12 protein-coding genes are annotated in these 12,343 nt (G+C 72.9%); all 12 read right to left on the bottom strand.

The features are described from left to right. Nucleotides 1-8 precede the first annotated feature (8 nt). On the bottom strand, nucleotides 9-452 hold the full coding sequence (aroQ, locus tag ACGFX4_RS25250; protein WP_393078534.1) for a type II 3-dehydroquinate dehydratase: 444 nt from the start codon (nucleotides 450-452) through the stop codon (nucleotides 9-11). Continuing rightward, entirely contained in the window at nucleotides 449-1,540 is a 1,092-nt protein-coding gene (gene aroB, locus ACGFX4_RS25255; RefSeq protein WP_393078537.1) for a 3-dehydroquinate synthase, read from the bottom strand. Before aroB ends, aroQ begins: the two co-directional genes overlap by 4 nt. Next, entirely contained in the window at nucleotides 1,537-2,052 is a 516-nt protein-coding gene (locus tag ACGFX4_RS25260; protein WP_393078539.1) for a shikimate kinase, read from the bottom strand. Before ACGFX4_RS25260 ends, aroB begins: the two co-directional genes overlap by 4 nt. Continuing rightward, nucleotides 2,049-3,233 (bottom strand): chorismate synthase, encoded by a 1,185-nt coding sequence (gene aroC, locus ACGFX4_RS25265; protein WP_345700274.1) that lies wholly within the window; start codon nucleotides 3,231-3,233, stop codon nucleotides 2,049-2,051. The genes ACGFX4_RS25260 and aroC overlap by 4 nt, the downstream gene beginning before the upstream one ends. A gap of 178 nt (nucleotides 3,234-3,411) precedes the next feature. Next, complete coding sequence (locus tag ACGFX4_RS25270) at nucleotides 3,412-4,242, bottom strand: shikimate dehydrogenase (RefSeq protein ID WP_393078542.1); 831 nt, start codon at nucleotides 4,240-4,242, stop codon at nucleotides 3,412-3,414. A gap of 150 nt (nucleotides 4,243-4,392) precedes the next feature. Continuing rightward, a complete protein-coding gene (locus ACGFX4_RS25275) occupies nucleotides 4,393-5,181 on the bottom strand; it encodes an ABC transporter ATP-binding protein (RefSeq protein WP_393078545.1) in 789 nt (262 codons plus the stop codon). Beyond that, on the bottom strand, nucleotides 5,172-6,863 hold the full coding sequence (gene mltG / locus ACGFX4_RS25280) for an endolytic transglycosylase MltG (protein WP_393078548.1): 1,692 nt from the start codon (nucleotides 6,861-6,863) through the stop codon (nucleotides 5,172-5,174). The genes ACGFX4_RS25275 and mltG (ACGFX4_RS25280) overlap by 10 nt, the downstream gene beginning before the upstream one ends. 108 nt (nucleotides 6,864-6,971) lie before the next feature. Continuing rightward, nucleotides 6,972-8,147: an endolytic transglycosylase MltG gene (mltG, locus tag ACGFX4_RS25285; protein ID WP_393078551.1), complete on the bottom strand. Its 1,176-nt coding sequence runs from the start codon at nucleotides 8,145-8,147 to the stop codon at nucleotides 6,972-6,974. 85 nt (nucleotides 8,148-8,232) lie between these two features. Next, a complete protein-coding gene (gene ruvX, locus ACGFX4_RS25290) occupies nucleotides 8,233-8,718 on the bottom strand; it encodes a Holliday junction resolvase RuvX (RefSeq protein WP_393078554.1) in 486 nt (161 codons plus the stop codon). After that, nucleotides 8,718-11,387 (bottom strand): alanine--tRNA ligase, encoded by a 2,670-nt coding sequence (gene alaS, locus ACGFX4_RS25295; protein WP_393078557.1) that lies wholly within the window; start codon nucleotides 11,385-11,387, stop codon nucleotides 8,718-8,720. The genes ruvX and alaS overlap by 1 nt, the downstream gene beginning before the upstream one ends. Next, the gene (locus ACGFX4_RS25300; RefSeq protein WP_393078560.1) at nucleotides 11,387-11,806 is read right to left on the bottom strand and encodes a DUF6167 family protein; all 420 of its coding nucleotides are present in this window, start codon (nucleotides 11,804-11,806) and stop codon (nucleotides 11,387-11,389) included. The genes alaS and ACGFX4_RS25300 overlap by 1 nt, the downstream gene beginning before the upstream one ends. Nucleotides 11,807-11,811: 5 nt before the next feature. Beyond that, nucleotides 11,812-12,291 (bottom strand): DUF948 domain-containing protein, encoded by a 480-nt coding sequence (locus ACGFX4_RS25305; RefSeq protein ID WP_393078563.1) that lies wholly within the window; start codon nucleotides 12,289-12,291, stop codon nucleotides 11,812-11,814. Nucleotides 12,292-12,343 lie beyond the last annotated feature (52 nt).

A 12,343-nucleotide genomic window follows, 5' to 3' on the forward strand; every position in this document is an offset into this window, starting at 1 on the left:
ACCTGCCGTCAGCGCGTGGTGAGCTGCTCGGCGAGGGCGCGCAGGGCCAGTTCGTACGAGCCGATGCCGAATCCGGCGATGGTGCCGGAGGCCACCGCGGCGATCACCGAGGTGTGCCGGAAGGTCTCCCGCGCGTACGGGTTGGAGATGTGCACCTCGATCAGCGGCGCGGTCCGCTGGGCGGCCGCGTCCCGCATGGCGTACGAGTAGTGCGTGAACGCACCGGGGTTGATCACCACCGGGACCTGTCCGTCCGCCGCCTCGTGCAGCCACTGCACCATCTGCAGTTCGGAGTTGGTCTCGTGCACCTCGACGTCCAGGCCGAGCTCGGCGCCGAGCCTGGTGCAGCGGTCGACCAGCCCGGCGTACGAGGTGGCGCCGTAGACGTCCGGCTCGCGGCTGCCGAGCCGGCCGAGGTTGGGGCCGTTGAGCACCATCACCCGGGTGGTCATCCGGAGACCTCCGCGTACGCGGCGACCAGCAGGGACGGGTCCGGGCCCTCCAGGATGGAGGTCTTGGCGAGGCCGTCCAGGACGACGAAGCGCAGCAGGTCGCCGCGGGACTTCTTGTCGATCTTCATGGCGTCCAGCAGCTTGGGCCAGGCGTCCGCCCGGTAGGTGAGCGGCAGGCCCACCGAGCCGAGCACCGCCTTGTGCCGGTCGGCGGTCTCGTCGTCCAGCCGGCCGGCGAGCCGGCCCAGCTCGGCGGCGAACACCATGCCGATGGAGATCGCCGCGCCGTGCCGCCACTTGTAGCGCTCGTTGCGCTCGATGGCGTGGCCCAGGGTGTGCCCGTAGTTGAGGATCTCCCGCTTGCCGGCCTCCTTGAGGTCGCCGGAGACCACGTCCGCCTTGACCTGGATGGCCCGCCGGATCAGCTCCAGCGTGTGCGGGCCGGCCGGCGTGGTGGCGGCCTCCGGGTCGGACTCGATCAGGTCGAGGATCACCGGGTCGGCGATGAAACCGGCCTTGATCACCTCGGCCAGGCCGGAGACGTAGTCGTGCTTGCCCAGCGTCTCCAGGGTGCCCAGGTCGGCCAGCACGCCCGCGGGCGGGTGGAAGGCGCCGACCATGTTCTTGCCCTCGGCGATGTTGATGCCGGTCTTGCCGCCGACCGCCGCGTCCACCATGCCGAGCAGGGTGGTCGGCATGGAGATCCAGCGCACCCCGCGCAGCCAGGTGGCCGCGACGAAGCCCGCCAGGTCGGTGGTGGCGCCGCCGCCGAGGCCGACGATCACGTCGGAGCGGGTGAACCCGGTCTGGCCGAGCACCGACCAGCAGTACGCGGCCACCTCGGCGCTCTTCGCCTCCTCGGCGTTCGGCACCTGCAGGGCGATCGCCTCGTAGCCCTCGGCGGCCAGGTCCTCGCGGATCGCCTCACCGGTGGCCTCCAGCGCCTCCGGGTGGATGATCGCGACGCGCTTGGCCTTCGTGCCGATCAGCGGCGCCAGCTCACCGAGCAGCTGGTGCCCGATCAGCACGTCGTAGGGGTCGTGTCCGGCGCTGCCGCCGACGTGGATCCGGACGATGTCAGTGGTCATGACTGCTTGAGCTCCAGTGCTTCCAGTACGGCGTCCGCGACCTGCTCGGGGGTGCGGCCCTCGGTGTCGACCACGGCGGTCGCCACCTCCAGGTAGAGGGGGCGGCGGGCCTCCATCAGCTCGCGCCAGCGGGCCCGCGGGTTGATCGCCAGCAGCGGGCGCGGCGCGTCCAGGCCGACCCGCTTCACGGCGTCGCCCAGCGCGACCTCCAGGAACACCACCGGCAGCTCGCGCAGCAGTTCGCGGGTGGCGTCCGCCATCACCGCGCCGCCGCCGAGCGCCAGCACCCCGGCGTGGCCGGTGACGGCGTCGCGGACGGCCCGCACCTCCAGCTCGCGGAAGTGCGGCTCGCCCTCGTCGACGAAGATCTCCGGGATCGGCTTCCCGGCCAGCTGCTCGATGTCCGCGTCGGTGTCCCGGAAACCGACGCCCAGGCGCTCGGCGAGGACCCGCCCGACGGTGGACTTGCCACTGCCGGGCGGGCCGACCAGCACGACGACCGGCTGCGTCATCGGACGATCAGGTTGTCGAGGTAGCTCTGCACGTTGCGGCGGGTCTCGGAGACGTTGTCGCCGCCGAACTTCTCCGCCACCGCGTCCGCCAGCACCAGCGCGACCATCGCCTCGGCGACGATGCCGGCCGCCGGCACGGCGCAGACGTCCGAGCGCTGGTGGTGCGCCTTGGCCTCCTCGCCGGTGCGGGTGTCGATGGTCCGCAGGGCGCGCGGGACGGTCGCGATCGGCTTCATCGCGGCGCGCACCCGCAGCAGCTCGCCGGTGGACAGGCCGCCCTCGGTACCGCCCGAACGGCCCGAGGTGCGCTTGACGCCCTCCGGGCTCGGGACGATCTCGTCGTGCGCCTGCGAGCCCGGCACCCGGGCCAGGTCGAAGCCGTCGCCGACCTCGACGCCCTTGATCGCCTGGATGCCCATCAGCGCGGCGGCGAGCCGCGCGTCCAGCCGACGGTCCCAGTGCACGTGCGAGCCGAGGCCCACCGGCACGCCGTACGCCAGCACCTCGACGACACCGCCGAGGGTGTCGCCGTCCTTGTGCGCCTGGTCGATCTCGGCGACCATCCGCTTCGACGCGTCCGCGTCCAGGCAGCGCACCGGGTCCTCGTCGAGGCGGGCCTCGTCCGCGGGCAGCGGCAGCACGCCGGCCGGGGCCTTGGCGGCGGCCAGCTCGACCACGTGGCTGACGATCTCGATCCCGCAGGTCTCCTTGAGGTACGAGCGGGCGACCACGCCGAGCGCGACCCGGGCCGCGGTCTCGCGGGCGCTGGCGCGCTCCAGGATCGGGCGGGCCTCGTCGATCGAGTACTTCTGCATGCCCGCGAGGTCCGCGTGGCCCGGCCGCGGCCGGGTCAGCGGCTCGTTGCGGGCCAGGCCGGCCAGCACCTCGGGGTCGATGGGGTCGGCCGACATGACCTGCTCCCACTTCGGCCACTCGGTGTTACCGACCATGATCGCCACCGGCGAGCCCATGGACAGACCGTGGCGGACACCGCCGAGGAAGGTCACCTCGTCCTGCTCGAACTTCATCCGCGCGCCGCGGCCATAGCCGAGCCGGCGGCGGGCCAGCGCGTCGGCCACCATCTCGGTGGTGACCGGCACACCGGCCGGCAGGCCCTCCAGCGTCGCGACCAGAGCGGGGCCGTGCGACTCCCCCGCCGTCAGCCAGCGCAACCTACCCAACGGAGCTCCTTCGTCAGCGGTCCGGTCCCGCGCAGGCGGGCCGGGCCGAGCGTCTCAACTGCTCCGATCCTTTCACGTCCGACCCGCACGAGGCGGCACGGTCCGCGTTGCGGACAGCAACCGTCCGTGAAAACGGCGGCAGTCTGTCAGGTGGGACGGGCCGCGGACGGCCGGGCGGTCACTCCCCCGCCAGCGCCGCCTCGCCGGCCGCCCGCATCGCCGCCAGCGGCCCGGAGGCGACCCCGGTGAACTGCTCGAACTGCAGCACCGCCTGGTGCACCAGCAGGTCCAGCCCGCCCAGGACCGGCGCGCCCGCCCGCGCCACCGCCGCCGCCAGCGCGGTCGGCCACGGGTGGTACAGCACGTCGAACAGCGCGCCCGGCGCCGCGGGCAGCTCCTCGGCGAACGCGTCTGTGGCGCCGACCGGCGTGGTCGAGACGGTCAGCGGGCCCGCCAGTGCCTCGGCGCCGCGCTCCCACGCCGCCACCCTCAGCTCCAGACCGAGGCGCTCGCCCAGCTCGCGCATCTCCGCCGCCCGCTCGGCGCTGCGCACGTACACCGTCACCGGGCCCTCGCACACCACCGCGAGCGCCGCCAGCGCGGACGACGCGGTCGCGCCGGCACCCAGCACCGCCGCCTCGGCGACCCGCTCGACACCGCGCTCGCGCAGCGCGTTCACCAGGCCCGGGACGTCGGTGTTGTCGCCGCGCAGGCCACCCTCCGGGGTGAACACCACGGTGTTGACCGCGTCGACGGAGCGGGCGGTGTCGGTCACCGCGTCCAGCAGCGGGAGGATCGCCCGCTTCAGCGGCATGGTCAGCGACAGGCCCGCCCACTCGGCGCGGTCCAGGCCCGCGACGAAGCCCGGCAGCCCGGCCTCGTCCACCTCGAACCGGTCGTAGCGCCACGCGTCCAGCCCGAGCGCGGCGTACCCGGCCCGGTGCAGGGTCGGCGACAGCGAGTGGGCGATCGGCGAGCCGAGCACGGCGGCCCGGTGGACGGTGGTCACAGGTGGCACCTCTCCTGGGGCGCCCGACAGGGGCGCGTGGCACTGCCCGACGTGCGGCTCCGCCGCTGGGCGCGAATCGGAAGGGAGCCTACCGGGCGGCCGCGGACGGACCCGGGCCCGTCCGACGGGCGGTCGGCGCCGCGCGGAAGGTCAGCGCTGCGTGCGGGCCGCCCAGCGGCCGTCCTCGCGGGTGATCCGGATCGGGTGCCGGAAAGCGTCGCTCACCGGCCCGCTGCGCAGCACCTCGTCGGCCGTGCCGCAGGCCACCGCCTCGCCGTCGCGCAGCAGCAGCGCGTGCGTGGTGGAGGCCGGCAGCTCCTCCAGGTGGTGGGTGACCAGCACGCTCGCCAGCTCCGGGTAGCGGCCCCGCAGGTCGTCCAGCGCCCCGAGCAGCTGCTCGCGGGCGGTGAGGTCCAGCCCGGTCGCGGGTTCGTCGAGCAGCAGCAGCCGCGGCAGCGGCATCAGCGCCCGCGCGATCAGCACCCGCCCGCGCTCCCCCTGCGACAGCGTGGGCCAGGCCGCCTCGGCCCGGTGCGCGACGCCGAGGGTGTCGATCAGCTCCTCCGCGTGCGCCAGCTGCTCGGCCGACGGCTTGCGGAACGGGTCGGGCTCGATCGTGCCGGTGGCGCCGGTGAGGACGACCTGCCGCGCGCTGAGCGGCGAGCGCAGCGGGTGCCGCGGGTCGACGTGGCCCAGGTGCGCGCGCAGGTCCCGGATGTCGACCCGGCCGAGTTGCCGGCCGAGCACCTTCACCGTGCCCCGGGTGGGGTGGTTGACGGCGCCGAGCAGGCCGAGCAGCGTGCTCTTGCCCGCGCCGTTGGCGCCGAGCACGGCCCAGTGCTGCCCGGCCTCGACGGCGAGCGTGATCCCGCGCAGCAGGTACCTGCCGTCGCGGACCACGTCGACCCCGTCCGCTTCGAGCAGCCTCACTACTTGCACTGACCGGCCTTCTGGTCGAAGCCCTTGCCCTGGCCGGTGCACCACTCCTGGACGTTCTTCAGGTGCTCGTCCCAGGTGCCGGCGAAGCGGGTCTCCTGCGGGTTCATCGCGATCCAGTAGATCCAGTTGCCCGGTGTCGGGTTCAGGACGGCCTTGATCGCGTCGTCGCCGGGGTTGGCGATCGGGGTCGGCGGCAGGCCCTTCCGCTTGTACGTGTTGTACGGGGTGTCCCGGTCGTGCTCCGCCGCCGTGAAGTTGGCGCGCCCCAGCTCGTACTGCAGGGTCGTGTCCAGCTCGAGCCGGCCCCACGTCCCGCTGGGCGGACCGGCGTTGGTGTTGAGGCGGTTGGACATCGCCCGGGCCATCTTGCCGAAGTCCGCCGAGTTGTTGCCCTCGGCCTGGAGGATGCTGGCCTCGACGATGACCTCGTAGCCGCTCTTCAGGCCGATCTTCTGGGCGCCCTCGTCGAGCTTGAGCTCCGCGTAGTGCTGCGTGGCGTTGGCCACCATCTGCTTGAGCAGGTCCTCGGGCTTCATCCCCTCGGTGATCGAGTACCGGGTGGGCCACAGGAAGCCCTCGGGGTTGCCGTTGGCGTACGCGGGCAGGCCGAGCGAGGCGACCTGGTCCTTGGCGACGGTGGCGGTGGTGCCCTTGGCCAGCTTCAGCTTGGTGTCGATGGTGGCGAAGATGTCGGCGGCCTTGCGGCCCTCCGAGATGATCAGCACGTTGCCGCCGTTGGACTCCACCAGCCGCTGCACGGCGTCCGTGCCGGACATCTGGTGCTGCATCGTGTAGATGCCCGGCTGGATGGTGCCGGCCTTCGGGTTCTTGCCGAACGCGGCGGTGAACGCCTCGACGCTCTTGACCACGCCGGCGTTCTTCAGCGTGAGACCCATCTGGGTACCGGTGCCGGCCTTGATCTCGACGTTGACCGAGCCGTTGCCGGCGCCCACGTAGTCCGGCGGCGGACCGAAGTGGTCCTGGTAGAAGCCGTAGCCCCACCAGCCCGCGCCGGCGACCCCGCCCATCAGCACCAGGGCGACGACCAGGCAGGCACCGCTGTTGCGGCGTCCGGACTTCTTGCCCTTCTCCTTGCGCTTGCGCTCGGCCTCGCGCGAGTTGTCCTGCTCGCCGCCGAAGAAGGAGTCGTCGTCCGAGGCCTCGTCGGCCTCGTCCTCCCAGTCCTCCGGCTCGGGCTCGGCCTCGCGGGCGGGCGCCGGGGCGTCCAGCGCGGCGGCCTCGGCCTCCCAGTCGATCCCGTCCGGGCCGGGCCCGGACGGCGGCGCCGGCCGCCGGACCTGCTGCGGCGGCTGCGGCCGCTGCTGCATCGGCTGCTGCTGGGGAGACTGCTGCTGCGCGGGCTGCTGCTGGCCGTACTGCGGCTGCGGCACGCCCTGCTGCTGCTGGTACGGCTGCTGGGGCATCGGCTGCTGCTGCTGGGGGTAGCCCTGCTGCCCGTACTGCGGCTGCTGCTGCATCGGCTGCTGCCCGTACGGGTCGCCGTACTGCGGGTACTGCTGCTGCGGGTAGCCCTGCTGCCCGTACTGCGGCTGCTGCTGGCCGTACGGGTCGCTGTACTGCTGGGCCTGCTGCGGCTGCTGCGGATAGCCCTGCTGTTGCTGCTGCTGGGGGTACCACGGCTGGTCGCCCTGGGCCGCGAAGCGCCCGCTCTGATCAGTCATCGAACCCCTTACAGCGTTCCGGCACCTGTCGAACCGGCGTGCTACCGCAGCACTCGGTGGGAGACGTTACCGTACCGCAGAAGGGCAAAAAGCCCAGCGCACTCGGGGTCAGTGGCCCGCTGCGGGGGGTGAGGAACCCTGCTGCGCCTGGTAGGCGTTGAACTCTGCGACGTTCTTCGCGTGCTGGTCGGCGCTGTCGGTGAAACGGGTGTCTCCGGGTTTCACCGTGACGAAGTAGAGCCAGTCACCCTCCGCCGGGTCCAGGGCGGCGCGCAGCGCGTCCCGCCCCGGGTTGCCGATCGGGGTGGGCGGCAGCCCGGGGTGCAGGTAGGTGTTGAACGGCGAGTCGAGCTTGGTGTCGGCCTCCGTGGTGGTGAGGGTCGACCGGCCGAGCGCGTAGTTGATGGTCGAGTCGAGCTGCAGCGGCATGTTGCGGTGCAGCCGGTTGTAGACGACCCGGGCGACCCGGGCCATGTCCTCGGGGTTGTCGGCCTCGGCCTGGGCGAGGCTGGCGACGGTGACGAGGCCTTCCGGGGTGGTGCCGTTGTTCTTGGCGGCGGCCTCGACCTGGCCGTACCGGGTGACGGCTTCCTTGACCATCTGCTGGAGCAGGCCGAGCGGGGTGGTGTCGCCGGTGACCGGGTAGGTGGCGGGGAAGAGGTAGCCCTCGACGTGGCCGCCGGCCGCGGCGGGCAGGCCGAGCCGGTCGAGCTGCTGCTCGGCGGCGGCCTTGGTGGTGCCGGGCTGGGCCTTCAGCCGCTCGTCGACGGCGGCGTAGATCCGGTCGGCGCGCCAGCCCTCGGGGATGGTCAGGGCGTTGGCGTTGGCCGGGTCGAGCAGCACGTTGAGCGCCGAGGCGGCGGACATCTTCTGCTTGAGGGTGTAGGTGCCGGGCTGGATCCGGTCGCCGGCCGGGCTCTTGGCGGCCGCCTCGGTGAAGGCCCGGGTGGAGGCGACCACGCCGCCGTCGACCAGGGCCTGGCCGATCTGGGTGAGGCTGGCGCCGCGGGCGACCGAGACCTGGGCCTGGCCGTTGCCGTTGCCGGGGAAGTCGGCGGCCGGGGGCCTGCCCTCGGGCCAGAGGAACAGCACGACGAGGGCGGCGGCGCCGAGCACGGCGAACAGGCCGGCGAAGGCCAGGCAGCAGGCGGCGCCGGTGCGCAGCCGCCGCGGGTCGGGCGGTTCGACTCCGTACGGCTGCCCGGGCGGCGCACCCTCCGGTTCGGGCGCGGGGGCGCCCAGGTGGCCGGGGGTGAGTCCGGGTGCGGCGTACGGGTCGGTCAAGGCAGCCCTTCCAGCGGGGACAACAGTCGGGGGCCCGTGCGGACGCGTCCGCACGGGCCCCCAAAAGGAAGGTATGCCAGGTCGATCAGATGACCGGCTCGACACTCTCACCGGGTGCGCGGCCGCTCACCCGTTCGGTCTCAAGCGCGTTCTGCAGGATCACCACGGCGGCCGCCTGGTCGATCACCGAACGGCCCTTCTTCGACGAGCGGCCGGAGGCCCGCAGGCCCGCCGCCGCCGTCACCGTGGTCATCCGCTCGTCGACCAGCCGGACGCCGACCGGGTAGAGCCGGCCGGCCAGCCGCCCGGCGTACTCCCGGACCTTGGCGGCCGCCGGGCCCTCCTTGCCGCTCAGCGAGCGGGGAAGGCCGACGATCACCTCGATCGCGTCGTACTCCTCGACGATCGCCTGGAGCCGGGCCTGGGAGCGGCCCCCGGCGGGCACGGTCTCCACCGGCGTGGCGATCAGCCCGTCGGGGTCGCAGGACGCGACCCCGATCCGGGCGTCCCCCACGTCGACGGCGATCCGCCGGCCCCGCCGGAAGACCTTCTCCTCGGGCTGCTCGTCCATCAGGAGGCGCGCTCCGCGACCAGGGCACGCACGGCCTCGATCGCCTCGGCGACCGCGGCCGGGTTGGTGCCGCCGCCCTGGGCGACGTCGTCCTTGCCGCCACCGCCGCCGCCGAGGGTCTTGGCCGCGACGCGGACCAGCTCGCCGGCCTTCACACCACGGCCGCGGGCGTCCTCGTTGGTGGCGATCACGGTCAGCGGGCGGTCGTTCGCGACGGTGAACGCGGCGACCACGGCCGGGCGGGCGCCCAGCCGGCCGCGCACGTCCAGCACCAGCTTGCGCAGCTCGTCCGCGCCCACGCCGTCGGCGACCCGGGCGGCGACCACGGCCACGCCGCGGACGTCCTCGGCACCCTCGGCCAGGCCGGCGGCCGCCGCGAGGATCTTCTCGGCGCGGAAGCGCTCGATCTCCTTCTCGGCGTCCTTGAGCTTGGTGAGCATGCCGGCGATCTTCTCCGGCAGCTCCTCCGGGCGGCCCTTGACCAGCTCGGTGAGCTGCGAGACCACGGTGTGCTCGCGGGCCAGGAACTTGTACGCGTCGACGCCGACCAGCGCCTCGACGCGGCGCACGCCGGAGCCGATCGAGGACTCGCCGAGCAGCTTCACCAGGCCCAGCTGGGCGGTGTTGCCGACGTGGGTGCCACCGCACAGCTCCTTGGAGAAGTCGCCGATGGTGACCACGCGGACCGCGTCGCCGTACTTCTCGCCGAACATGGCGATCGCGCCCTGCTTGCGGGCCTCGTCCATGGTCATGACCTCGGCGGTGACGTCCAGCTCGCGGACCAGCACCTCGTTGATCTTCTGCTCGACGTCGACCAGCACCGAGCCGGGGACGGCGGTCGGCGAACCGAAGTCGAAGCGGAAGCGGCCCGGCGCGTTCTCGGAGCCGGCCTGGGCGGCCGTCGGGCCGAGCGCGTCGCGCAGCGCCTGGTGGGTCAGGTGGGTCGCCGAGTGGGCGCGGGAGACCGCGCGGCGTCGGTCGATGTCGATCGTGGCGTACGCGGACGCGCCCAGCACGACCTCGCCGAACAGCACGCCGCCGGAGTGCACGGTGACACCCGGGACCGGCTGCTGCACGTCGCGGATCTCGACGACCGCGCCGGAGTCCAGCCGGATCCGGCCGTGGTCGGCGAGCTGGCCACCGCCCTCGGCGTAGAACGGGGTGCGGTCGAGGATGATCTCGACCTCGTCGCCCTCGGTGGCGGCCGGCGCCGGGGCGCCGTTCACCAGCAGGCCGACCACGGTGGCCTCGCCCTCGGTGGCGGTGTAGCCGGTGAAGACGGACGCGCCGGACTTGTCGGCGACCTCGCGGTACGCGGCGACGTCGGCGTGGCCCATCTTCTTCTTCTTGGCGTCCGCCTTGGCGCGGTCCCGCTGCTCCTGCATCAGGCGGCGGAAGCCGGCCTCGTCGACCTGGAGGCCCTGCTCCTCGGCCATCTCCAGGGTCAGGTCGATCGGGAAGCCGTAGGTGTCGTGCAGCTTGAACGCCTGGTCGCCGGAGAGCACCGCGCCACCGGACTGCTTGGTCTCGGTGACCGCGGCGTCCAGCAGGCTGGTGCCGGACTTCAGGGTCTGCAGGAAGGCGTTCTCCTCGGCGACCACGACCGTCTCGATGCGCTTGCGGTCGGCCTCCAGCTCCGCGTACTGCGGGGCCATCGCCTTGATCGAGATGTCGATGAGCTCCTTGGCGACCGGCTCGGTGGCGCCCAGCAGGCGCATGTTGCGGATCGCGCGGCGCAGGATGCGGCGCAGCACGTAGCCGCGGCCCTCGTTGCCGGGGGTGACGCCGTCGCCGACCAGCATCAGCGCGGTGCGGAAGTGGTCGGTGACCACGCGCAGCGAGACGTCCGACTTGTGGTCGGCGCCGTAGGTGTGGCCGGTGAGCTCGGCGGCGCGGTCGAGGATCATCCGGCTGGTGTCGATCTCGAAGAGGTTGTCGACGTCCTGCAGGATGGCGGCGAGGCGCTCCAGGCCGAGGCCGGTGTCGATGTTCTTGCTCGGCAGGTCGCCGAGGATCTCGAAGCCGTCCTTGCCGTCGCCGTGGCCGCGCTCGTACTGCATGAAGACCAGGTTCCAGATCTCCAGGTAGCGCTCGCCGTTGACGGCCGGGCCGCCCTCCTCGCCGTACGCGGGGCCGCGGTCGTAGTTGATCTCCGAGCACGGGCCGCACGGGCCGGGGACGCCCATCGACCAGAAGTTGTCCTTCATGCCGAGGCGCTGGATGCGGTCGGGCGAGACGCCGATGACGTCACGCCAGATCTGCTCGGCCTCGTCGTCGTCCTTGTAGACGGTGATCCAGAGCTTGTCCTTCTCCAGGCCGTAGCCACCGTCCGCGACGGGCGTGGTGAGCAGCTCCCACGCGAACTTGATGGCTCCTTCCTTGAAGTAGTCGCCGAAGGAGAAGTTGCCGCACATCTGGAAGAACGAGCCGTGCCGGGTGGTCTTGCCGACCTCCTCGATGTCGAGGGTGCGCACGCACTTCTGCACGCTGGTGGCGCGCTGGAACTGCGGCTTGATCTCGCCGAGGAAGTAGGGCTTGAAGGGCACCATGCCGGCGTTGACCAGCAGGAGGGTCGGGTCGTCGGCGACCAGCGAGGCCGACGGTACGACGGTGTGGCCGCGCTCCTCGAAGAAGCGCAGCCAGCGGCGGCGGATCTCTGCCGACTCCATCAGAGGTGGTCCTTCCGGTTGTTCGCGCCGCCCGGCAGCGCCTGGCGCTGTGCGGACGTCGCATCAATGGCTTGGGGGGTCTTGCGCGTCTGGGGGAGGGCGACGCCCGGGGAGCCGGGGGCCGCCGAGATAGCTCGGTACGTGGGCTCGCCACGCAGAGCTCGGCGGGCGCGCGGCGGCTCGACCACTGCGGTGCCGTCCAGGCCGAGGTCGGCGCGCAGCTCGGCCTCGCGCTCGGCCATGCCGGCGCGGACGTCGGCCGCGAAGCGCTTGGCGGCGTCGCCGAGGTGCAGCGCGCCGCGCGCGGCGGTGCCGGACAGGCTGTCAGGGGTGAGCCGGTGGACGGCCTCGTTGGCCTTGTTCATGGCCCAGACGGTCGCGCCCGCGCCGACCGCCATCCAGAAGATGCGTCGTACCACTGCGTTCAGCCCCTCACCGCGCGGCGCACCCGGGAGAGCAGGCCGGTGCCGCGCGGCGCGGTGGCGGCCCGGACCTCGGCGCGGATCATCCTGGCCAGCGCGTCGCGCTCGGCGCTCTGCTGGGGGACCGTCACCGCGGCCTGCTGCTTGCTGACGGCCTTGCGGACGCCGTAGCTGAACGCGGCCATCTTGACCAGCGGCCCGCCCAGGGTGGCGGCGACGGTGGAGGAGAGCGCGTTGGCGTTGGCGGCGGCGTCCTGCACGTTGGCGGTGATCTCGTCCACCCGCTCCAGCTGCTCGTTGGCGCTGCGCACGGCGGCGGAGGCGTCGGTGAGCAGCGGCACGGCCTGCTCGGTGACGGCGGAGACCAGGACGGTGGCCTCGCGCAGCACCTTGGAGAGCCGCACCAGCACCACGGCGAGCAGGGTCACCAGTACCGCCCAGAAGACGGCGACCAGCAGACCGGCCAGCTCTCCCACGGACACCTTGCGCGCTCCCTCGCTGTTCGTTCCTCGAAACAGAACCCTAGCGGATGCG

Source organism: Kitasatospora sp. NPDC048365 (assembly GCF_043200835.1).
GTDB lineage: Bacteria > Actinomycetota > Actinomycetes > Streptomycetales > Streptomycetaceae > Kitasatospora > Kitasatospora terrestris.